Source organism: Thermus arciformis (assembly GCF_900102145.1).
In the GTDB taxonomy this organism is placed as follows: Bacteria; Deinococcota; Deinococci; order Deinococcales; family Thermaceae; genus Thermus; species Thermus arciformis.
Window position 1 is genome coordinate 23,010 of the sequence record NZ_FNBC01000002.1, and the last position, 21,852, is coordinate 44,861.

At 68.8% G+C, this 21,852-nt stretch carries 13 protein-coding genes; 7 read left to right on the forward strand and 6 right to left on the reverse strand.

Annotation, left to right across the window (positions count from 1 at the left end):
* Positions 1-47: 47 nt before the first annotated feature.
* From ctaD to pgi, 5 genes are all read right to left on the reverse strand, one after another.
* Complete coding sequence (gene ctaD / locus BLP62_RS01150) at positions 48-2,423, reverse strand: cytochrome c oxidase subunit I (RefSeq protein ID WP_093005039.1); 2,376 nt, start codon at positions 2,421-2,423, stop codon at positions 48-50.
* An 11-nt stretch (positions 2,424-2,434) separates the two neighbouring features.
* Positions 2,435-3,448 (reverse strand): cytochrome c oxidase subunit II, encoded by a 1,014-nt coding sequence (coxB, locus tag BLP62_RS01155; RefSeq protein ID WP_093005041.1) that lies wholly within the window; start codon positions 3,446-3,448, stop codon positions 2,435-2,437.
* Between the two features lie 11 nt (positions 3,449-3,459).
* A complete protein-coding gene (locus BLP62_RS01160; RefSeq protein ID WP_093005043.1) occupies positions 3,460-5,277 on the reverse strand; it encodes a heme o synthase in 1,818 nt (605 codons plus the stop codon).
* 166 nt (positions 5,278-5,443) lie between these two features.
* Positions 5,444-7,033, reverse strand: a complete 1,590-nt coding sequence (pckA, locus tag BLP62_RS01165; RefSeq protein WP_093005045.1) for a phosphoenolpyruvate carboxykinase (ATP) — start codon at positions 7,031-7,033, stop codon at positions 5,444-5,446.
* Positions 7,034-7,094: 61 nt separating this feature from the next.
* Positions 7,095-8,348, reverse strand: coding sequence for a glucose-6-phosphate isomerase (pgi, locus tag BLP62_RS01170; protein ID WP_093005047.1), 1,254 nt, complete (start codon positions 8,346-8,348; stop codon positions 7,095-7,097).
* A 151-nt stretch (positions 8,349-8,499) separates the two neighbouring features.
* On the opposite strand from pgi, the gene BLP62_RS14285 reads away from it, so the two are divergent.
* From BLP62_RS14285 to groL, 7 genes are all read left to right on the forward strand, one after another.
* Positions 8,500-9,762: a DUF4129 domain-containing protein gene (locus BLP62_RS14285; protein ID WP_093005049.1), complete on the forward strand. Its 1,263-nt coding sequence runs from the start codon at positions 8,500-8,502 to the stop codon at positions 9,760-9,762.
* Entirely contained in the window at positions 9,732-10,646 is a 915-nt protein-coding gene (locus tag BLP62_RS01180) for an AAA family ATPase (RefSeq protein ID WP_093005051.1), read from the forward strand. Before BLP62_RS14285 ends, BLP62_RS01180 begins: the two co-directional genes overlap by 31 nt.
* Positions 10,647-11,717 carry a DUF58 domain-containing protein gene (locus tag BLP62_RS01185; RefSeq protein WP_093005053.1) on the forward strand — a complete coding sequence of 357 codons (1,071 nt, stop codon included), beginning with the start codon at positions 10,647-10,649 and terminating at the stop codon, positions 11,715-11,717.
* 4 nt (positions 11,718-11,721) lie between these two features.
* Positions 11,722-13,968 (forward strand): GNAT family N-acetyltransferase, encoded by a 2,247-nt coding sequence (locus tag BLP62_RS01190; protein ID WP_093005055.1) that lies wholly within the window; start codon positions 11,722-11,724, stop codon positions 13,966-13,968.
* Positions 13,956-14,720 carry a TrmH family RNA methyltransferase gene (locus BLP62_RS01195; RefSeq protein WP_093005057.1) on the forward strand — a complete coding sequence of 255 codons (765 nt, stop codon included), beginning with the start codon at positions 13,956-13,958 and terminating at the stop codon, positions 14,718-14,720. Before BLP62_RS01190 ends, BLP62_RS01195 begins: the two co-directional genes overlap by 13 nt.
* Before the next feature lie 97 nt (positions 14,721-14,817).
* Positions 14,818-15,123 carry a co-chaperone GroES gene (groES, locus tag BLP62_RS01200; RefSeq protein WP_054638118.1) on the forward strand — a complete coding sequence of 102 codons (306 nt, stop codon included), beginning with the start codon at positions 14,818-14,820 and terminating at the stop codon, positions 15,121-15,123.
* Between the two features lie 12 nt (positions 15,124-15,135).
* Positions 15,136-16,767: a chaperonin GroEL gene (gene groL, locus BLP62_RS01205; protein WP_093005059.1), complete on the forward strand. Its 1,632-nt coding sequence runs from the start codon at positions 15,136-15,138 to the stop codon at positions 16,765-16,767.
* Positions 16,768-16,836: 69 nt separating this feature from the next.
* On the opposite strand, the gene dnaE is transcribed toward groL, so the two are convergent.
* Positions 16,837-21,852, reverse strand: a complete 5,016-nt coding sequence (dnaE, locus tag BLP62_RS01210) for a DNA polymerase III subunit alpha (RefSeq protein WP_093005061.1) — start codon at positions 21,850-21,852, stop codon at positions 16,837-16,839.

Genomic DNA, 21,852 nt, shown 5'->3' on the forward strand with positions numbered 1-21,852 from the left:
TCATAGCAAAGCCCCCGCCTTCGGGCGGGGGCCTTAGGCCAGAGGGGCTACCAGATGTAGAAGATGGTGACGATGAAGAGCCAGACGGCGTCCACCAGGTGCCAGTACATGCTGGCGGCCTCGAGGGTGCCGTGGTTGTGCAAGGTGATCTTGCCCCGGAGAGCCTGGAGGTAGGCCAGGACGAGGCCGAAGCCCCCGATCACCACGTGCAGGCCGTGGAGGCCCACGATGGTGAAGAAGGCCGCCGTCCAGAGGTTCTCCTGCCAGCTGGAGTGGTGGTGGAACTGGTAGAACTCCCAGGCCTGGAAGAGGAAGAAGAGGACCCCGAGGAGGATGGTGACGAGAAGCCCGAAGCGGAAGGGGTTGAACCGGCCCCGCCTGAGGTCGTGGTGGGCGAAGTGCACGGTGAAGGAGGAACTCACCAGGAAGAAGGTGTTGAGGAGGGCCAGCCACAGGGCGGGCCTTTCCTCAGGGGGCGTGGCCGCCCCGGAGAGGCGCAGGTAGAGGTAGCCCGCGATGAGGATGGCGAAGAGGCCCACCTCGGAGACGATGAACCAGGCCATCCCCATCCAGGCGTTGGACTTGCCCGAGACCGTGTGGTGCTCCACCGGGTGGCTGTACTCGTCCTCCAGGGCCCAGCGCACCAGGCCGTAGGCGAAGAGGGCGAGGAAGACCCACATCCAGAGGTTGGGCACGGGCAAGGCAGCCACGCTCACGAAGAAGGCGAAGAGGGTGGCCGCGGAGTAGAAGGGCCAGAAGGAGCTGTTGGGCAGGTGGATGTGGCTCGGGTCCTCGGGCTTGAGCTCCACCCCCTTCTTCGCCCAGTCGTAGAGGGGCCTTTCGGAGGGGAACTCGGCGGGAAGCTTCACGTCAAAGTTGTGGGCCTTGGGGGGCGAGGCAGTGAGCCACTCCAGGGTGTAGCCGCCCCAGGGGTTATCGGGGGCCTTGGGGCCGGAGCGGAGGCTCTTCCACATGGCGTAGATCCAGACCAGCCCGCCCAGGCCCAGGATGAAGGCCCCGATGGTGGAGAGGAGGTTGAGCTCGGGCCAGCCGGCGATGTCGGCGTTGTAGGTGTAGTAGCGCCGGGGCATCCCCAGGTAGCCCAGGACGTACTGGGGCAGGAAGGTGAGGAGGTAGCCCACCAGGAAGAGCCAGAAGTGGAGGCGGCCCAGCCTCTCGTCGTACATCCGGCCCGTCATCTTGGGCCACCAGTAGTAAAGCCCGGCGAAGGCCCCGAAGCCGGAGCCCGCCATGAGGACGTTGTGGAAGTGGGCCACCACGAAGTAGGAGTCGTGGAACTGGTAGTCCAGGGGGGTCATGGAGAGCATGACCCCGGTGATCCCCCCGAGGAGGAAGTTGAAGATGAAGCCCAGCACCCAGTAGAGGGGGGTCTTCATCTGCAGGTGCCCGCCCCAGAGGGTGCCGATGATGTTAAAGAGCTTCACCCCCGTGGGCACGGCGATGAGGGCGGTGAAGAAGGCGAAGGCGATCTGGAAGATGGTGGACTCGCCCACGGTGAACATGTGGTGGGCCCAGACCATGGTCCCCAGGACCACGATGCCCATCTGGGCCCAGACCATCTGCTTGTACCCGAAGAGGGGCTTCCGGGCGAAGGTGGAGGCCACCTCGGCGAGGATGCCGAGGTAAGGGAGGAGCATCACGTAGACCGTGGGGTGGGAGTAGAACCAGAAGAACTGCTGGAAGAGGACCGGGTCCCCGCCGATGTCCGGGTTGAACCAGGTGAGGCCAATCTTCCGGTCCAGGAGGATGAGGAGGGTGGCCGCGGTGAGCCCCGCCAGGGAGAAGAGGTTGAGGACGCTGGCGGCGAAGACGCTCCAGACGTAGATGGGCATCTTCCAGAGGCTCATCCCCTGGGCCCTTAGGTTATAGATGGTGGCGATGAAGTTGGCGTTGCCGAGGAGGCTGGAAAAGCCCAGAAGGAGGATGGCCGCCATGTAGAAGTTCACCCCGCTCCCCGACTGGGCGGAGAAGGGGTAGTAGAAGGTCCAGCCCACCGACGGGGCCCCACCGGGGAAGAAGTAGCTCATGAGGGCGAGGACGATGGCCCCCAGGAAGGCCCAGTAGCTGAAGGCGTTCACCCGGGGAAGGGCCACGTCCCGCGCCCCCAGCATCAGGGGCACCACGAAGTTGCCGAAGCCGGTGAGCCCGGCCTGGATGATGAAGAAGAAGAGCATGGTGGCCCCGTGCAGGGTGAGGATCTGGTTGTACTGCTCCCCGGTGAGGAACTGGTTGTTGGGCACGGCCAGCTGGGTGCGGATGAGGAGGGAGAAGACCCCCGCCAAGGCGAAGGCGAAGAAGGCGGTGGCCGTGTACAAGAGGCCGATCTTCTTGTGGTCTACCGTGGTGAGGAGGTCCCAAAGGACCGCCCAGAATCCCGTCTTGGGCTTGGTGGCGATGGCCATCTCCTAACCTCCTAGAACTTGGGGAGGGCCTTGAAGTCCACGCCCTCCACCTTCAGGCCCTCGAGGTAGCGCACCAGGGCGTCCAGATCGCCCTCGGAAAGCTGCGGAAAGCCCGGCATCTTCGCCCCCGGCTTCAAGGCGGTGGGGTCCTTGATCCAAGCCTTGAGGTTTTCCGGGGTGTTCTCCACAATCCCTGCGGCCAAGCTCGTGCGGTTTCCGGCAAAGCCCAGCTCCGGTCCGATCACCGCCGGGGGCATCTTGCCCTGCACGGCGTGGCAGGCCGCGCAGTTTTGCTGGAAGACCTGCTGCCCCTGGGCGTCGGCCACCGGAGGGGTGTAGGCCTTGGCCGCCTCCACGAAGCGGTCAAACTCCTCCTTGGGCACCACCAGGACCCGGAAGAGCATGCGGGAGTGGCTCGCCCCGCAGAGCTCGGCGCAGAAGCCGTAGTAGTTGCCAGGCTCCTTCGGGGTAAAGCGCAGAAGGGTCTTTTGTCCTGGAATGGCGTCCCGCTTCCCGGAAAGCCCCGGCACCCAGAAGGAGTGGATCACGTCCTTGGAGGTGATCTCCAGCTCCACGGGCACCCCAGCGGGGAGGATGAGCTCGTTGGAGTTGCGCAGGCCGAGCTCGGGGTAGTGGAAGTCCCACCAGAACTGGTAGCCGGTGACCTCCACCTTCATGGCCCCAGGGATGGGCCGGTTCACCTGGATGAGGGCCTTGGCCGTGAGCCCGAAGAGGATAAAGACGATGGCCAAGGGGATGAGGGTCCAGATGACCTCCAGGCGGTCGTTCCCGTGGATCTGGGGGGGTTCCCCCTCCTGGCCCGGCTTCGCCCGAAACTTCAGGACCACGTAGGCTAGGGCCCCGGCCACCACCAGGAAGACCAGGAAGGAGAAGAAGTACACCCACGGAAAGAGGAAGGCCACCTCCTGGTTGTAGGAGCCCCCGGGGTGGGTGATGGCCACCCGGTGGACCTCCTGGGCCAGGGCCAGACCCCAAAGACTGAGCGCCATAAGAACTCTTTTCATCCACTCCCTCCCTACACCACCCGATCCACCGCCATGGCCACGAAGAGGAGGGCCAGGTAGAGCATGGAGTATTTATACAGCGAAACCGCCGTCCTCCGCTCGGGCTGGCGGTAGAGGGCAAGGCTCTTAAGGATAAGCAAGCCGTTAAGGAAGAGGCTCGCCACCAGGTACAAAAGGCCAAGCTCCCCCATGGCGAAGGGCATGAGGGAGATGAGGGCCGTGAGGAGGGCGTAGAGGGCGATCTGCACCACCGTGACCCGCTCCCCCAGGACCACGGGGAGCATGGGCACCCCCACGGCCCGGTAGTCCTCCTGGATCATGAGGGCCAAGGCCCAGAAGTGCACCGGGGTCCAGAAGAAGATGAGGGCGAAGAGGTACCAGGCGAAGAGGTGGAGGTCCCCGGTCACGGCGGCCCAGCCCACGAGGGGCGGGAAGGCCCCCGCGGCCCCGCCGATGACGATGTTCTGCCAAGTGCGCCGCTTGAGGTAAAGGGTGTAGACCAGCACGTACCAGATGAGGCCCATGAGGGCCAGGGTGGCGGCGAGGAGGTTCGCCCCCCACCAGAGGAGGAGGAAGGCCAAGACGGCAAGGGTAAAGGCGAAGAGGAGGGCGTCCCGGCTGGAGACCCGCTGGGTCACGGTGGGGCGCTTGGCGGTGCGCTTCATGCGGGCGTCTATGTCCCGGTCCACCACCATGTTGATGGCGTTGGCCGCCCCGGCCATCATGTACCCTCCCAGGGCCACCACCAGGAAAAGCTTCAGGCCCGGCCAGCCCCGGGCGGCGATGAACATGGCGAAAAGCGAGGTGAAGAGGAGGAGGCTGATGACCCGGGGCTTGGTGAGGGCCAGGTAGTCCCGCCAGGTGGCCCCGCCCGTGCCCCGGTGGACCTCCGCCCCGCCCTCCCCAAGCTCCACCCGCCTGGCCCCTCGCTCCAAGGCGGAGGCGGCGAGGAGGACGAAGAGGAGCCAGACGGCGTAGGCCAGGAAGAGGTGGAGGATTTGCATCCAGACCGGGGCCTTCAGGGCCACGTTCCAAAGCCCCGCCAGAAGCTGAGCCCCGTAGAGGTAGGCCAAGCCCTGGGCCAGCCGCCGGCTAAGGGGAGAGGGGCGCAGGTGGGCCACCAAGAAGGCGGCGAAGACCACGTAAAGCCCCACGCTCACGGCGATCAGGGGGTGGAGGACGCGGAGGCGCACCAGGAAGTGCTCCCCCGGGGTCAAGGAGCGCTCCAGGGCCTCGAGGGTGTTCCGCACCGGGAAAAGGAGGTCCCCCAAGGCGGTGACCGCCCCGCTCATCCCCAGGAAGAGGAGGGCGAGAAGCCCGAGGAGGAGGGCAAGCCCCACGGCCCCCTGCCCCCGAAGGCGCAAGGGGCCTCCCCCGGAGGCCCACCAGGCGGTGAGGGCCAAGGCGGCGAGGAGGAAGTAGGTGTTGGCCAGGTGGACCATCTGGACCACGGCCCTCTCAGGGCTTACGTTGTCCGCTGTCCAGCCGAAGAGGACCAACGAAGCCCCCACCAGGCTCTCGGTGAGCATGAAGAGGAGGGCGAGCCCGGCGCCGAAGCGGGCGGGGTGCCCCTTGGGGAAGGCGCGAAGGGCCAGGAGGAAAAGGGCCAGGACGGAGAGGAAGGCCAGCCCCGAGGTGGCCCGGTGGGTGAACTCTATGAGGGTCTCCACCTGCGGGCTCCTCGGGAGGATCTCCCCGTTGCAGGTGGGCCAGTGGGAGCCGCACCCGGCCCCCGAGCCCGTGGCCCGCACGTAGGCGCCCCACAGGGCCACCAGGACGTTCCAGAGAAGCACCCCCCAGGCGTAGCGGCGAAGCGAGGTCTGGCTCATAGGAAACCCGTCCCCCATACGGTAACGCCTACCATTCTGCCAGAGGGGCCCGAAGGAAGGCCAAGTACATTTGTCCCTTCCCACTCCATCAGCTAGGAGCCTAATACCCCTGGCCCCTATTGACAAGGGCCCGGCCGGCAAAACCCCGCCCGGCCAGCGACGCCCGCTACCCTACCCTGGGCCCCGCCCGGCGCACGGCCTCCGGCACCCCGTCGGCGTATTTCTGGAAATTTTCCTGGAAAAGTTGGGCGAGCTTCCGGGCCTGCCGGTCGTAGGCCTCCTTGTCCGCCCAGGTCTCCCGGGGGTCCAGAAGCTCCCGGGGAACCCCAGGGGCCTCGAGGGGCACCTCAAAGCCGAAGACGGGGTCTTTCCGGTAGGCCACCCCCTCCAGCGCCCCGCTGAGGGCCGCCTTCAGGAGGGCCCGGGTCACGGGCAAGGGGAAGCGCCGCCCCACCCCGTAAGGCCCCCCGGTCCAGCCGGTGTTCACCAGGTAGACCCGGGGGGCGTGCTCCTTGATCTTCTCCCCCAGCATCCTGGCGTAGACCCCGGGGTGCATGGGGAGGAAGGGCGCCCCGAAGCAGGCGGAGAATGTGGCCTTGGGCTCCGTGACTCCCCGCTCCGTCCCCGCCACCCGGGCGGTGTAGCCCGAGAGGAAGTAGTACATGGCCTCTTCCGGGGAAAGCCGGGCGATGGGGGGAAGCACCCCGTAGGCGTCGGCGGAGAGGAAGAAGATGGCTTTAGGATGCCCCGCCCTCCCCGACTCCACCACGTTCTCCAGGTGGGCGATGGGGTAGGAGGAGCGGGTGTTTTCCGTCTTGGAGTCGTCGTCCCACTCCACCCGGCGGGTTTCCGGGTTCACCACCACGTTCTCCAGGATGGCCTCAAACTGGTTGGAGGCCTTGTAGATCAGGGGTTCGTGCTCCGGGGAGAGGCGGATCACCTTGGCGTAGCATCCGCCCTCAAAGTTGAAAACCCCCTCTTCGCTCCAGCCGTGCTCGTCGTCGCCGATCAAGGGGCGCTCCGGATCGGTGGAGAGGGTGGTCTTGCCCGTGCCGGAGAGCCCGAAGAAGACCGCCACGTCCCCCTCCTTCCCCACGTTGGCCGAGGCGTGCATGGGGAAGACCCCCCGCTTGGGCATGAGGTAGTTCATCACGGTGAAGACGCTTTTCTTGATCTCCCCGGCGTATTTGGTGCCCACGATGAGAATGAGCCTCCTCTGAAAGCTGATCCCCACGAAGACCTCGCTCCGGGTGCCGTCCCGCTCGGGGTCCGCCTGGAAGTAGGGGGCGTGGACCACGGTGAAGCCCGGGCGGAAGGCCTCCACCTCGTCGTCCTCGGGGAAGTGACGGGGCAGGAGGAACATGTTGCGGGCGAAGAGGGCGTGCCAGGGGCTTTCCGTCACCACCCGCACCCCCAGGCGGTGGCGCCGATCGGCCCCGGCGTAGAGGTCCTGGACGTAGAGGTCCCGCTCGGAGAGGTAGGCGGCCACCCTTTCGTAGAGGGCCTGGAAGGCCTCAGGGGAGAAGGGCTGGTTCACCTCGCCCCACCAGATCTCCCCTTCCACCTCGGGCTCCCGCACCACGAACTTGTCCTTGGGGCTTCTCCCGGTGTAGGGGGTGGTGTCCACCACCAAGGGCCCCTTGTGGGCCAAAAGGCCTTCCCCCCGGGCCAGGGTGTGCTCCACCAGAACGGGGGAAACCGTGTTCCAAAAAACCTGTTTCTTGGGTTGGATGCCAATATAGCTCAGGCGGTCCATACGGGCCTCCTAAAGTAAAGGATATCACAAACTTATTTCCACGCTTCCACCGCGCCTTCCCCTACCCCTCCTGCCGGAGAAGGGCGAGGGTGAGCCGTTTGCCAAGCTCCACCCCGGGCTGGTCAAAGGCGTTCACCCCCCAAAGCTCCCCCAGGAAGGCGGTCTGCCACATGAGGTGCTGCATGAGCCAGCCCACGGCGTAGGGGGAAACCTGGGAGAGGTAAAGGGCGTAGACCCTCTGCCCCCCCTCGGCCAGGGCCTGGTAGGTGGCCTCGGCCTCGGCCTTCAGGAGCTGGAAGAAGCTCTTGCCGAAGAGGAAGGAGGCGGCCTCGAGGCCCTCCACCTCTGGGATCTCCAGGTCCTCCAGGGGGGTCTCGGGGATGACCAGGGCGAGGAGCTTGTCCAGAGGGCCTTCCCGGAAGAGCTGGACCTGGGCGTGCTGGTCCTGGGGCCCAAGGGCGGGGACCGCGGTGGTGCCCACCCTTTGGCCTTGGCGGTCCGCCTTCCCCAAGGACTCGTCGTGGAGCTGAACGAACCAGCTGGGGAGGTGGCGTAGCCTCTCCGAGTAGACCATGAAGACGTGGACCGGGAGGTGGCGGTGGAGGTGGAGGAGGAGGGCGGTCTTCAGGGGGAGGCTTGCTTCCAGGGGGGCCAAGGCGGTCTCGTTGGCCTTGCGGGCCCCCATGAGGAGGCCGTCCAGGTCGGTGCCGGCGAAGGCCAGGGGGAGAAGCCCCACGGGGGAGAGGACGGAAAAGCGCCCCCCAACCTCCTTGGGAATGGCGAAGGCCTTGAGGCCTTCCCGCTCGGCGAAGGCGCGCAAAGGGCCCTCCTTGGGATCGGTGGTCACCACGAGGTGCCGCCGCCAGGCCTCCCCCAGGTGCGCCTTAAGCCACTTCAGGAAGACGGCGAGGCCCGCCAGGGTCTCCGCCGTGGACCCCGACTTGGAGACGGCGTTCACCAGGGTCCTCCTGGGGTCCAGGGTCTGGAGGAGCCTGAGGGTGGGCTCGGGCTCCACGTGGTCCAGGTAGTGGAAGCGCACCCCGCTCTCGTTGAAGGCGGCCTCGAGGGCCTTAGGCCCCAGGGCGCTTCCCCCGATGCCGATGAGGACGAAGTCCTCCACCCAGGGGTTCGCCTCCCGGTAGCGGCGGACCTCCCTCAGGGTCTCCGTGTCCTCGGGAAGGTCCATCCAGCCGAGCATGCTCCCCGGTTCCCCCCGCTTGGCGAGGAGACGCCTGCGGGCCTCTTCCAGAAGGGGGGCGTGCCGGCTTAGGGCCTCGGGGAAGCCCGGGAGGAAGCGGGTGTCCAGCCGGAGCATGGAGTGCAGTTTACACCCTTGCGGCGCTTCCTCTACCGGAGGAAACTGGGCCCTAGCCCACGCCCCCCCGGGCGCTCAGAGGGAAGGGAGGGCACCCTCTTCCTGGCCTGCGATGGGGGCCCCGGCAAGGGGTTGGTGGGCCGAAAGGGGTATGAGGCACCCTCTGGTCGGCTTTCTCTTGGCCTGGGCCCTTTTCCTCCTGGCCCTGGGCGCCGGGCCTCCCAGCCTTCTCGGCCCTCCCCTCCTCCTCCTCGGGCGGAGGTTTTACCCGGAGGGCTTCCTTTGGCTCGCCTTCCTCCCGGGCTTCCTCCACGCCCCCCAGGCGGGCTGGCCCCTTCTTTGGGCCAAGACCTCCTTGGCCCTCTTCCTCTTCGGCCTCTACCTAAGCCGGGAGAAGGGCCTCTGGGCGGCCCTTTGGCTCCTCCCCCTGGCCCTTTACCTGGAGCCTTGGGGCTTGGGCCTCTTAGGCCTCCTCCACGGGTTCCACCTCCTCGCCCGGGTGGAGGGGGTGGGCTCCTTGGGGCCCCTCCTTCCCCTTCTCCTCGCCGCCTTGGGGTTTGGGCTCGGCCACCTTTCCCTGCCGGGCCTTCCGGCGCTTTCCCTTTCCGCCCCCGCCCCCACCTTCCGGGCAAGCCCCGGGGAGGCCGGGGGGCCCGGGGGGGGTGTGGCCTACCTGCCCCCGGAGGGGGGCTTTCCCCTCTGGGTAGGGGTGGTGGACCGCCTCCTGGCCCACGCCCTCCCCCTCGCCCTGGCCCTCCTCCTGGCCCTGGGCCTTCTCCTTTTGGGTAGGAGAAGGGGCCTCCCCCTCTTCCGCGGCCTCCACCTCCTCCCCCTCCTCCTCGCCCTACCCCTTCTCCTCGGCCTCTTCTTCCTGCTGGGAAGCCTGGGGGGCGGGGAGGGGGCCGGAGGCCAGGGGGTGGGCCCTCCGCCCTCTTCGCCCCCTTCCCAGGGCCCCGTGGAGTGGGTACCCGGACCCAGGGCCCTGGGGGAGGTGGGGATCGCCCTGGCCGGGCTTTCCGCCCTCTTTACCCTGGCCCTCCTCCTCGCCCTCTTGGCCTGGGCCTGGCGGGGGCGGGGAGGCGAGGGCGGGGAGGGCGAGGGGGCGGCCTTCCCCTTCCCCAGGGCTTTCCAGAGGTCCCTCCCCGCAAGCCGGGTGCGCCGGGCCTACCTGAAGGCCCTCGAGGCCCTCAAGGGGGCCGGGCTCCCTAGGCGCCTTGCCGAAGGCCCCGTGGAGTACGGGAAGCGGGTGGGGGCGGCCTTCCCCGAGGCCCATCCCCTCCTCGCCCGCCTCACCGCCCTCTACCTCCCCGTGCGCTACGGGGGGAGGGCCGAGGGGGAGGAAGCGGAGGAGGCGGAGGCCCTCGCCCTGCGTATCCTGGAGCTATGCTCTACGAAAGGGTCCAAAGCGCCCTAAGGGGCCGGGTCCTCCTCCGGGAGGAGACCTTAAGGCTCGCCCTCGCCGCCCTCCTCTCCGGGGGGCACCTCCTCCTGGAGGACGTGCCGGGCACAGGGAAGACCACCTTCGCCAAGGCCCTGGCCCGGGTCCTGGGCCTCTCCTTCGGCCGGATCCAGATGACCCCGGACCTCCTCCCCCAGGACCTCACCGGGGTCTACCTCTACCGGGAGGGGAGCCTGGTCTGGGAGCGTGGCCCCATTTTCGCCCAGGTCCTCCTGGTGGACGAGCTGAACCGGGCCACCCCCCGCACCCAGTCGGCCCTCCTGGAGGCCATGGGGGAGGGCCAGGTGACCCTGGAGGGGAAGACCCACCCCCTCCCCGAGCCCTTCTTCGTCCTGGCCACGCAAAACCCCGTGGAGGAGGAGGGCACCTTTCCCCTCCCCGTGGCCCAGCGGGACCGCTTCGCCGCGCGGCTCGCCCTGGGCTACCCCGACGAGAAGGCCCTCCTAAAGGCCCTGAGGGGCCAAGACCCCCTGGAGGGCCTGGCCCCGGTCACGGACGCCGAGGAGGTCCTGGCCCTGAGGCGGGAGGTGCGGCGGGTCCGGGTGGAGGAGGAGCTCACGGACTACCTCCTCGCCCTGGCCCGCTTCCTCCGAGGGCGGGAGGGGGTGCGGCTTGGCCCCTCGCCCCGGGCGCTCCTCCAGGTGGAGCGCCTGGCCCAGGCCCTGGCCCTCCTGGAGGGACGGGGCTTCGCCTTACCTGAGGACCTGAAGGCCGCCTTCCGGGCCGCCATCCCCCACCGGCTTTTGCTCGCCCTCGAGGCCGAGCTTTCCGGCCTCACCCCCGAGGGCCTGGTGGAGGAGGCCCTGGAGGCGGTGCCGGCCCCGGTGGAGGCGGGGTAGATGGGCGCCCTCGCCCTCCTCCTTCTCCTCGCCCTGGTCTTGGCCCCCCGCTGGCTTCGGGCGAAGGCCAAGGCCCACGGGTTCCCCCCGGGCTTTCCCGGGAGCGTGGGGGAGGGCCGGGTGGAGGTGGAGGTCCAGGCCCCCCTCCCCGTCCTCCTCCAGGTGGAGGTGGGGGGTTCGGCGGCCCTGGGCCTCGCCCCCAGGAAGGCCCTGGCCCTCGCCTGGGGGAGGGCGAGGCTTCGCCTTCCCCTCCCCTACCGCTACCGCCGCCGGGGGGCGCACGCCCTGCCCGCCCTCCAGCTCCGGGCGCGGGGGGTCCTCGGCCTCGGGGAGAGGCGGCTCGCCCTTCCTTTGGGGGAGGCCCTGGTCTACCCCGCCCTAAGGCCCCTTCTCCCCCTCCTCCCCGCCCCCGCCTTCTTCCTGGAGGGGAGGCGGGCCCCCTGGGGGCTCCAAGACCCCCTGGAGGCGGTGGGCCTCCGTCCCTACCGCCCCGGGGACCCCTTGAGGCGCCTCGCCCGCAAGGCGAGCCTCCGCCTGGGGCGCCCCGTGGTGCGGGAGGTGGAAAGGAGGCTGGAAGGCGGCCTCTTCCTCCACGTGGACGCGCAAAGCCTCCACCCGAGCTACCTGGACCACGCGGCAAGCCTCGCCCTAGGGCTCCTCCTCGAGGCGGAAAGGCGGGGGGAGCGGTACGGGCTTTCCGCCGGGGCGGTCCTGCCCCTGGGCCGGGGGAAGGCCCACCTGAGGCGGGCCTTAGAGCTTCTCGCCCGCCTCGCTCCAAACCCTGCGCCCCTCCTCCCGCCCCCGGCCCCCTGGGGGAGCACCTACGTGCTCCTGACCCAGGCGGCGGAGGAGGCCTTCCTAGAGGCGGCGCTTAGGGGAGCGCGCCGCGCCCGGGAGGGGCTTTTGGTCCTCCTCCCCGAGGGCTACTTCCTCTTCCCCGGGGAGAAGGGTAGGCCCGTCCACGGCAAGCCCCCCGGCCTGGAAAGGGCCCTCCGCTACCGGGCCCTCCTTTTGGCCCACGGGGTCCGGCTCCTGGTGGTACGGGGGCACGAGCCCTTTAGGGGAAAATAGGGGCATGGGCTACGTCCCGCCCCCCACCCCCCAGCACGGCCTCGAGGAGGGCCCCGTCCTCCTCAAGGACGGGCGCACCGCCCTCCTCCGCAGGGCCTCCAAAAAGGACCTTCCCCTTTTCGTAGAGTTCCTGAGGCGCCTTTCCCCCACCTCCTTGCGCCTGCGCTTCTTCTCCCCCATCTCCCCGGAGAAGGCCGCCGAGCTCCTCCTCTCGGCCAAGCCCGAGGAGGAGAAGGTGACCCTGGTGGTCCTCCTGGGGGAGCCCCCCAGGATCGTGGCCACGGGGGAGTACGTCCGGGTCAAGGGGGAGGACACCGCGGAGGTGGCCTTCCTGGTGGACGACGCCTTCCAGGGGAAGGGGCTCGGCACCCTCCTTCTGGAAAGGCTCGCCCTCATCGCCGCCAAGCGCGGGGTGCGCCGCTTCCAGGCCTTCGTCCTGGCGGAGAATAAGCAGATGCTCAGCGTCTTCCAGGAAAGCGGCTTCCGGGTGCGGGCCCACCGGGAGGGCGGGGAGGTGGAGGTGGAGTTTGAGATCCTCATGGAGGAGGAGGCCGCTCGGCGGTTTGAGTGGCGGGAGAAGGTCTCCACCCTGGCAAGCCTCCACCCCTTCTTCTTCCCCCGGGGGGTGGCGGTGGTGGGGGCGAGCCGCGACCCGGAGAGCATCGGCTACCGCGTCCTGGAAAACCTCATCTTCGGCCGCTTCCAGGGGCCCGTGTACCCGGTGAACGAGGCCATCGGGAAGGAGGGGAAGACCGTGGGGCCCCTCCTCGCCTACCCCAGCCTGGAGAGCATCCCGGGGCCGGTGGACCTGGCGGTGATCGCCGTGCCCAAGGGGCGGGTCCCGGAGGCCCTGGAGGCCGCGGGGCGCCGGGGGGTGCGGGGGGCCATCGTCCTCACCACGGGCTTCTCCCCGGAGGAGGCCCAGGCCCTGGCGGACAAGGCCAGGCGCCTGGGGATGCGCCTTCTGGGCCCGGGCTCCTTGGGCCTCGTCCACACCCACCCGGAGGTGCGCCTGGCGGCGGGCCTCGCCCCCCTGCCCAAGGGGGGCCCTCTCGCCATCTCCAGCCAGTCGGGCACCCTGGGCCGGGCGGTGATGGCCTACGCGGAGAGCATGGGGCTTGGGGTCTCCGCCTTCGCCTCCTTGGGGGCCAAGGCCGACCTCTCCTCCAACGACCTCCTGCAGTTCTGGGAGGAGGACGAGCGCACGGGGGTCATCCTCCTCTACCTGGAAAGCTTCGGCAACCCAAGGCGCTTCTCCCGCCTGGCCCGGAGGGTGGGCAAGCGGAAGCCCATCCTGGCCGTCCACCCCTCCCGCGACCCCCTGGTGCGGGCCCTCTTCGCCCAGGCGGGGGTGGTGCGGGCCAACAGCCTCGAGGAGGCCTTTGACGTGGCGGCCCTCCTCGCCCTGGGCCGCCTTCCCGAAAACGGGCGGGTGCGCCTCGTCTCCAACGCCTCGGGCCCCTCCAACCTGGCCCTGGAGGCCCTGAGGGAAGGGGGGCTGGAGGTGGAGCACGTGGACCTGGGCTCGGAGGCCCGGGAAGAGGACTTCCAGAAGGCCCTGGAGGAGGCCCTTCACTCGGAAGCGGGAAGCGTCTTCCTCCTCTTCGTGCCCATGGGCTTCGCCCGGGAGGAGGCGCTTAGGCGCCTTGTGGAAGAGGCCAGGACGGAAAAGCTCCTCCTGGCCTGCTTCATGGGCCAAGAAGGCCCCAGGGCCAGGGTCCTCGGCCAGGCGGTCCTCTACCGCTTCCCCGAGTCGGCGGCCATCGCCTTGGGCCGGGCCTGGGGCTACAAGAGGTGGCGGGAAGAGCCCCTCTTCTTCCCCGACTTCCCCGACCTCAGGCTGGAGGAGGCGAGGAGGCTTTTGGAGGGGAAAAAGGCCCTGGAGCCCGAAGAGGCCGAGGCCCTCCTCCGGGCCTTCGGCCTCTCCTTGGGAGGGGAAGGGGGCCTCCACCTCAAGCTCCACGCCGCCCCCCACCCCCTCTTCGGCCCCGTCCTCTCCCTCCTCCTCCCCACCCCTTTGGGGGACCAGCCCCTGGGCCTCCGCCTCACCCCCTTGACCGAGGGGGACGCCCGGGAGCTCCTTAAGCCTTTGGAGGGGCACGGGGACCTCGAGGCCTACAAGGAGCTCGTCCTCCGGGTCTCCCGGCTTTTGGAGGAGTTCCCCCAGGTGGAAGCCCTGGAGCTTGAGCTCATGGGTCCGAGGATCGCCCGCCACCGGGTGGTCCTGGCGGAGGGGGCATGGAGATCCTGAGCCCCAAGAACCCCCGGGTGAAGGCCTGGGCGGCCCTGAAGGAGCGCAAGGAGCGGGAACGGACGGGCCTTTTCCTGGTGGAGGGAAGGCGGGAGGTGGAAAGGGCCCTAGGGGCCGGGCTTGAGCCCGTGGCCCTCCTCCTCGGGCCCAAGGCGGGCCCAGAGGTGCCCCCGGCGAAGGCCGAGGTGGTGCGCCTGGGGGAGGCGGCCTTGGCGCGGGTCTCCTCCCGGGAGCACCCGGCCCAGGTCCTGGGGGTCTTCCGCATCCCCAAAAGGGACCTCTCCCAGGTGAGGCTTCCCCCCCATCCCCTGGTCCTCGTCCTCCTGGGGGTGGAAAAGCCCGGGAACCTGGGGGCCGTCCTGCGGGCGGCGGACGGGGCCGGGGCGGACCTCGTCCTGGTGGCCGAGGGGGTGGACCTCTATAGCCCCCAGGTCATCCGCAACTCCACGGGGGCCCTCTTCTCCCTTCCCGTCTACCCCGTCTCCCAGGAGGAGGCGGCCCGCTTCCTGGAGGAAAGGGGCCTTTTCCTGGTGGCCGCCACCCCGGAAGGGGAACGGGTCTACTGGGAAGAGGACTACCGGAAGGGGGTGGCCTTCCTCCTGGGGACGGAGGACGAGGGGCTTCCCGAGGCCTGGAAGCGCCGGGCCCAGGCGCGGGTGCGGATCCCCATGCGGGGAGTGGCGGACAGCCTCAACGTGGCGGTGAGCGCCGCCCTCCTCCTCTACGAGGCCCTGCGCCAGCGGTCCTTATAAGGGTCCCCTCAACCCCCTTGACAGAAGCCCGGCGGGGCCAGATAATAAGCCTCGGTTTGACACTCTCGCCCTTTGAGCGTCAAAGGAGGGAGTGGCTATGGCTGCGGAGGTGAAGACGGTGATCAAGCCCCTAGGCGACCGGGTCGTGGTGAAGCGGATTGAGGAGGAGCCCAAGACCAAAGGCGGCATCGTGCTCCCCGACACCGCCAAGGAGAAGCCCCAGAAGGGCAAGGTGATCGCGGTGGGCACGGGCCGCGTCTTGGAGAACGGCCAGAAGGTGCCCCTCGAGGTCAAGGAGGGGGACATCGTGGTCTTCGCCAAGTACGGCGGCACCGAGATTGAGATTGACGGCGAGGAGTACGTGATCCTCTCCGAGCGCGACCTGCTCGCAGTCCTGCAGTAAAGGAGGTGGACTATGGCGAAGATCCTGGTGTTTGACGAGGCGGCCCGCCGGGCGCTGGAGCGCGGCGTGAACGCCGTGGCCGACGCGGTGAAGGTGACCCTTGGCCCCCGGGGCCGGAACGTGGTCCTGGAGAAGAAGTTCGGCTCCCCCACCATCACCAAAGACGGGGTGACGGTGGCCAAGGAGATTGAGCTGGAGAACCACCTGGAGAACATCGGGGCCCAGCTCCTCAAGGAGGTGGCCTCCAAGACCAACGACGTGGCCGGGGACGGCACCACCACCGCCACCGTCCTCGCCCAGGCCATCGTGCGGGAGGGCCTGAAGAACGTGGCCGCCGGGGCCAACCCCCTCGCCCTCAAGCGGGGCATTGAGAAGGCGGTGGAGGCCGCGGTGGAGAAGATCAAGGCCCTGGCCATCCCCGTGGAGGACCGGAAGGCCATTGAGGAGGTGGCCACCATCTCCGCCAACGACCCTGACGTCGGCAAGCTCATCGCCGACGCCATGGAGAAGGTGGGGAAGGAGGGCATCATCACCGTTGAGGAGTCCAAGAGCCTGGAGACCGAGCTGAAGTTCGTGGAGGGGTACCAGTTTGACAAGGGGTACATCTCCCCCTACTTCGTCACCAACCCCGAGGCCATGGAGGCGGTCCTCGAGGACGCCTTCATCCTCATCGTGGAGAAGAAGGTCTCCAACGTCCGTGAGCTCCTCCCCATCCTGGAGCAGGTGGCCCAGACCGGCAAGCCCCTCCTCCTCATCGCCGAGGACGTGGAGGGCGAGGCCCTCGCCACCCTGGTGGTGAACAAGCTCCGGGGCACCCTGAACGTGGCCGCGGTGAAGGCCCCCGGCTTCGGCGACCGCCGCAAGGAGATGCTCAAGGACATCGCCGCGGTCACCGGCGGCACGGTGATCTCCGAGGAGCTCGGCTTCAAGCTGGAGAACGCCACCCTCTCCATGCTGGGCCGGGCCGAGCGGGTGCGCATCACCAAGGACGAGACCACCATCGTGGGCGGCAAGGGCAAGAAGGAGGACATTGAGGCCCGGATCAACGGCATCAAGAAGGAGCTGGAGACCACCGACAGCGAGTACGCCAAGGAGAAGCTCCAGGAGCGCCTGGCCAAGCTCGCGGGCGGCGTGGCCGTGATCCGGGTGGGCGCCGCCACCGAGACCGAGCTCAAGGAGAAGAAGCACCGCTTTGAGGACGCCCTTTCCGCCACCCGGGCCGCCGTGGAGGAGGGCATCGTCCCCGGCGGCGGCGTGACCCTCCTCCGGGCCATCGGCGCCGTGGAGGAGCTCATCGCCAAGCTGGAGGGGGACGAGGCCACGGGGGCCAAGATCGTGCGCCGGGCCCTGGAGGAGCCCGCCCGCCAGATCGCCGAGAACGCGGGCTACGAGGGCTCCGTGGTGGTGCAGCGCATCCTCTCCGAGACCAAGAACCCCCGCCTGGGCTTCAACGCCGCCACCGGGGAGTACGTGGACATGGTGGAGGCGGGCATCGTGGACCCCGCCAAGGTGACCCGCTCCGCCCTCCAGAACGCCGCCTCCATCGGCGCCCTCATCCTCACCACCGAGGCCGTGGTGGCGGAGAAGCCCGAGAAGAAGGAGTCCACGCCCGCGCCCGCTGGCGCCGGGGACATGGACTTCTAGCCTAAGGTGGCCTTGGGGGCAGGGCCTTTAGCCCTGCCCCCTTTCCTTAGCCCCCAGCCTGGGGTGGCGTTAAAAGGGCACCGCCTCCTCCTTGCTCCCGTTCCCCCCGTTCGCCTGCAGGAAGACCTCCCGGTCGGGCACCAAGTAGGCCCGGAAGCCCTCGGCCTCGAGGGCCCCCAAGGCCTCCTCCCCCACCCGGGCCTCCCGCAGGGAGAAGAGGGCCTCCCCAAAGGGCCCCTGGACCCGGACGTAGAGGGGAAGGGGCCCAGGGTGCTCGTCCAGGAGGCTCTTGAGGAGGGCCACCCCCTTCTCGTCCAAAAGGGCGTGGTCCACCTCCACCTCCAGGGCCTTGGCGGCCTCCGCCACCTCCTCGTGGGTCCAGGCCGCCTGGGCGATGACCCTAAGCCCCCCCTCCTCCCGCTCCACCTCCGCCAGGACCAGAAGGGGGGTGTCCTCCTTGAGCTTGGGGGAAACCCCCTCGTAGGCCCGGCCGAAGACCACCACCTCCAAAGCCCCGGTCTCGTCGGAGAGGGTGAAGCGGGCCATCATGCCCCCGGAGCGGGTGGGCTTGCGCACCACGTCCTCCACCATGCCCGCGAGGAGCACCCTGGACCTCGGAGGAAGGCCCCGGACGAACTCGGGAAGCTCCTCCAGGGTGCAGCTCGCCGCCTCCCTGAGGCCCGGGTAGCGGAGCACGGGGTGGCCGGAGACGTAGATCCCCAGGGCCTCCTTCTCGTAGCGGAGCCGGGTGATCTCGTCCAGGGGAGGCGCCTCCTGGAGGGGCGGCTCCTCCACCTCGGCGAAAAGCCCCCACATCCCCGAGCGCTCCCGCTCCCTAACCCCCGCGGCCCAGCGGAGGAGGGGGTCTAAGGAGGCGAGGAGGCGGGCCCGGTCCCCGAAGGCGTCCATGGCCCCCGCCTTGATGAGGGACTCCAGGGTGCGCTTGTTCACCACCTTCTCGTCCAGGCGCTTGAGGAAGTCCCCCAGGCTCTTGAAGGGCCCGCCCCGCTCCCTTTCCTTCAGGATGGCCTCCGCCGCGGCCTCCCCCACGTTTTTCACCGCCGAGAGCCCAAAGAGGATCTCCTCCCCCACCACCTTGAAGTCAAAGCCCGAGCGGTTGATGTCCGGGGGAAGGACCTCTATGCCCATGGCCCGGGCGTCGCGGATGTACTCGGCCACCTTGTCGGAGTCGTGCCGCTCCACGGAGAGGAGGGCGGCCATGAACTCCACGGGGTAGTGGGCCTTCACGTAGGCGGTCTGGTAGGAGAGGAGGCTGTAGGCGGCGGCGTGGGAGTTGTGGACGATGACGTCCTCGGCCACGAAGGTGTGGGTGCCCTCCACCGTGAGGTCAAAGACCTCCTCCTCCCCCAAGGGCTCCACCGCCTCCACCCGGTCCCAATACACCTCGGCCTCGGCCAGGCGGAGAAGGGCTAAGTACCCCGCTCTGGCTTGCGCCAGAGCGGGGGCCCCAAAAGAGCCTTCGCAAAGCCCTACCCCGGGCGTCCCATGTGGCGAAATCAAGGTGCGGGCACTTAGGCTCCCCGTGAGGGCGGCAAGCCGCCCCACCGTGGCCCGGGAAAGCCCCCGCCGCCCCCTGCCGGGGCGCAAGCCCGCTTCCCGGAGAAGGGCCGCCGCCTGCCCTTGGGCCACCGCCTCCCTCACCTCCTCCAGGAAGGCGAGGGGGAGGACATCTTTGGTACTCTGGCCCGCCTCTCCCCAGGAGGCGAGGAGGGCCTCGAGGTCTTGCCGCCGCTTGCCCACAAGGTAGGGGCCCACGGTTTCGGCGAAGCGGCGGGCCGCCTCCAGCCCCCCCAGGAGGTACACCGCATACCCCTTGTACCCACCGGAAAAGCGCTTTTCCACCAGGCGGGACTGGAGCCCCAGGCGCAGGAGGAGGTGCTGCACCCCTGAGGCGAGCTCCTTGGAGGCGGTGGCGTAGTGGATGAGCCTCCCCTTCGGGTCCACCCCGCCATCCCCGGTCCAAAGCCGCCCCAAAAAGCGGGCCACCTCCTCGGGAGGTAGGCCGAAGACCGCCTCGGGAAGGCGCTTCGTCTTCGCGTCAAGCCCGAGAAGCCCCATCCGCCTCAGGAAGGCCACCGCGCCCGCCTCTTGCCTCCGGTCCATGCGGCCCACGTAAACGTGGGCCACCCCCCGGCGCCAGACCACCCGGGTGCGGGTGTTGGGGAAGGCCCGCAAAGCCTCCTCCATGGCGGCGAGCTCCTCCTCCGAGGAGGTGTAGAGGTAGAAGCCGGAGGGGTGGCGGAGGTTCCCCTCGGCCAGGGCGAAGCCCAAAAGGTCCAGCTCGTGGGCCTCGAGGTGGGCCGAAGGCCGGTAGGGCAGGTGGCGGGGCAGGGCCACGTAGTCCCCCGGGGCCAAGGCCCCCAGGGGCCGCCACCCTCGAGGGGTGTAGACCGGGTGGTTGGCCGTGGCCTCCAAGACCCTACCCGTGGCGGTGCGGAGGGCGTAGACCTGGGCCTTTCCGCTTGGAAAGGCCGCCACCACGGGCCGCGGCACCAGGCGGAGGCGGGCCTCGTCCAGGGAAACCACCCAGACCTCCTCCACCTCGCCCCGGACGATCTCCCCCACGCGCACCACCCTCCCGGTGCGCCAGTCCACCACCCGGGCCCGGGCGGGGAGGCACTTGTTGAAGCCATAGTTGGCGAAGGCCTCCAGCATGTCAAAGAGGCGGTTCGCCTCCTCCTCGGGCACGCCCCTTTCCTTGGCCCCCCGGACGAAGCGCTCCCGGTGTTTCTGCATTTCTTCCACCCGCTTCTTCCCCATGGCCCGCCTGAGCAGGTCCGCCTCGCCCAGGGAGTACCCCGCCACCTGGGAGGCAATCTGCATGATCTGCTCCTGGTAGACGGGGATGCCGTAGGTCTCGTCCAGGATGGGCTTTAGGTACTTCTCGGCGTGGGGAAACTCGCTGTAGCTCACGGGCTCCTGCCCGTGGTGGCGGCGGATGTAGGTGGGGATGTGCTCCATGGGCCCGGGGCGGTAGAGGGAGACCAGGGCGATGATGTCCTCAATGCGCCGCGGCTTAAGCCCCCGCACCGTGGCCGTCATCCCCCCGGACTCCAGCTGGAAGACCCCCTTGGTCTCCCCCCGGGAGAGGAGCTCAAAGGTCTTGGCGTCGTCCAGGGGGAGGCGGTCGTAGTCCAGCTCCACCCCCCGGGACTCCCTGACGATGCGCCTGGCCTCGTCCAGGAAGGTGAGGGTGCGCAGGCCCAAAAAGTCCATCTTCAAAAGGCCCAAGGCCTCCACCGCCCCCATGTCGTACTGGGTCACGGGCCGCCCCTCCTGGTCGCGCATGAGGGGGACGAGGTCCGTGAGGGGCTCGGCGGCGATCACCACCCCGGCGGCGTGGACGGAGGCGTGGCGGTTCAGGCCCTCCAGGCGCATGGCCACCTCGAGGACCTCCCGCACCTTGGGGTCCTTCTCCATCTCCGCCTTGAGCTCCGGCACCACCTGGATGGCCTCAGCGAGGGGCTTCGGCTTGCCGAACTGCACCGGGATGAGCTTGGCGAGCTCCTCCGCCCGCTTGTGGGGGATGCCGTAGACCCGGGCCACGTCCTTGAGGGCGGCCTTGGAGGCGAGGCTTCCCAGGGTGCCGATCTGGGCCACCTTGTCCTCCCCGTAGCGCTCCCGCACGTACTGGATCACCCGGTCCCGCTCCCGGTCGGAGAAGTCGGTGTCAATGTCCGGCATGGAGACCCTCTCGGGGTTCAGGAAGCGCTCAAAGAGGAGGCCGAAGCGTAAGGGGTCAATGTTGGTGATCCCCACGGCGTAGGCCACCAGGCTCCCAGCGGCGCTTCCCCGGCCGGGCCCCACGGAGATGCCGTGGCTCCTGGCCCAGTTGATGTAGTCCTGCACGATGAGGAAGTAGCCGGGAAACCCCATGCGCTCCATCACGGAAAGCTCGTAGAGGGCCCGGTGGAGGATGGCCTCCGCCGTCCACTCCCGCACCCCCTCCAAGGGGGGAAGGGCCTTCATGAGCCTCTCCCAGGCCTCCTCCTCCACCCCGGCCAGGGCCTCGGCCAAGGCCTCCCCGTCCCCGTGGGGGGGAAGCTTGCCCAGAAGGCGGAAGACCTCCCGGTAAAAGCCCTCGGTGATGCGGTCCGGATAGCGGCGGAGAAGCCCTTTAAAGGTGAGCTCCCGGAGGTACTGGGCCTCCGTGCGCCCCTCGGGGAGGGGGAAGCGGGGAATGCGGTAGACCATCTTGTCCCCGATGGGGAGGTCCACGTCGCACATGCGGGCGATCTCCACCGTGTTGTCAAAGGGCTCGTCCCCCCACTCCTCCTCGGGGAGCATGGCCCGCATCTCCTCGGGGGTCTTCACGTAGAACTCGTCGCAGGGGAAGCGCCAGCGCTCGGGGTCGTCCAGGGTGCTCTTGGACTGGATGGCGAGGAGAACCTCGTGGGCCCGGGCGTCCTCCTTGCGCACGTAGTGGCCGTCGTTGGTGGCCACCATCCCCAGGCCGTACTTGCGGGCGAACTCCTTCAGGACCTCGTTCACCTTCCTCTGCTCGGGGAGGCCGTGGTTCTGGATCTCAATGAAGAAGCGGTCGCCGAAGATGGAGAGGTACTCGTTGAGGCGGGCCTCGGCCAGGTCCAGGCGGTCCTGGAGGATGAACTGGGGGATCTCCGCCCCCAGGCACCCCGAGAGGGCGATGAGGCCCTCGGCGTGCTCCCGCAGGATCTCCCGGTCAATCCGGGGCTTTTCGTAAAATCCCTCCAGGTAAGCCCGGCTCGCCAGGCGCACCAGGTTCTGGTAGCCCCGGAAGTCCTTGGCGAGGAGGGTGAGGTGGAAGTAGCCCCCGTCCAAGCCCTTGCCCCGCTTGCGGTCAAAGCGGCTTTCCGCCGCCACGTAGGCCTCGTAGCCCAGGATGGGCTTGATGCCCATGGCCGTGGCCTTCTTGTAGAACTCCACCGCCCCGAAGAGGTTGCCGTGGTCGGTGATGGCCAAGGCGGGGTCCTCGGGGGTGGTCTCCTTGACCCACTTGAGGAGGTCGGAAAGCTTCGCCGCCCCGTCCAGGAGGGAGAACTGGGTGTGCTGGTGGAGGTGGGCGAAGCGGAGTTTGCGGCCCAT

Bases quoted from the DNA above. Each gene is read 5' to 3' on its own strand.
- BLP62_RS01180 (WP_093005051.1), top strand. From the start codon at position 9,732: ATGCTCTACGAAAGGGTCCAAAGCGCCCTAAGGGGCCGGGTCCTCCTC.
- groL (WP_093005059.1), top strand. From the start codon at position 15,136: ATGGCGAAGATCCTGGTGTTTGACGAGGCGGCCCGCCGGGCGCTGGAG.
- BLP62_RS01185 (WP_093005053.1), top strand. From the start codon at position 10,647: ATGGGCGCCCTCGCCCTCCTCCTTCTCCTCGCCCTGGTCTTGGCCCCC.
- pgi (WP_093005047.1), bottom strand. From the start codon at position 8,348: ATGCTCCGGCTGGACACCCGCTTCCTCCCGGGCTTCCCCGAGGCCCTA.
- pckA (WP_093005045.1), bottom strand. From the start codon at position 7,033: ATGGACCGCCTGAGCTATATTGGCATCCAACCCAAGAAACAGGTTTTT.
- dnaE (WP_093005061.1), bottom strand. From the start codon at position 21,852: ATGGGCCGCAAACTCCGCTTCGCCCACCTCCACCAGCACACCCAGTTC.
- BLP62_RS01195 (WP_093005057.1), top strand. From the start codon at position 13,956: ATGGAGATCCTGAGCCCCAAGAACCCCCGGGTGAAGGCCTGGGCGGCC.
- BLP62_RS01160 (WP_093005043.1), bottom strand. From the start codon at position 5,277: ATGAGCCAGACCTCGCTTCGCCGCTACGCCTGGGGGGTGCTTCTCTGG.
- ctaD (WP_093005039.1), bottom strand. From the start codon at position 2,423: ATGGCCATCGCCACCAAGCCCAAGACGGGATTCTGGGCGGTCCTTTGG.
- BLP62_RS14285 (WP_093005049.1), top strand. From the start codon at position 8,500: ATGAGGCACCCTCTGGTCGGCTTTCTCTTGGCCTGGGCCCTTTTCCTC.
- BLP62_RS01190 (WP_093005055.1), top strand. From the start codon at position 11,722: ATGGGCTACGTCCCGCCCCCCACCCCCCAGCACGGCCTCGAGGAGGGC.
- coxB (WP_093005041.1), bottom strand. From the start codon at position 3,448: ATGAAAAGAGTTCTTATGGCGCTCAGTCTTTGGGGTCTGGCCCTGGCC.
- groES (WP_054638118.1), top strand. From the start codon at position 14,818: ATGGCTGCGGAGGTGAAGACGGTGATCAAGCCCCTAGGCGACCGGGTC.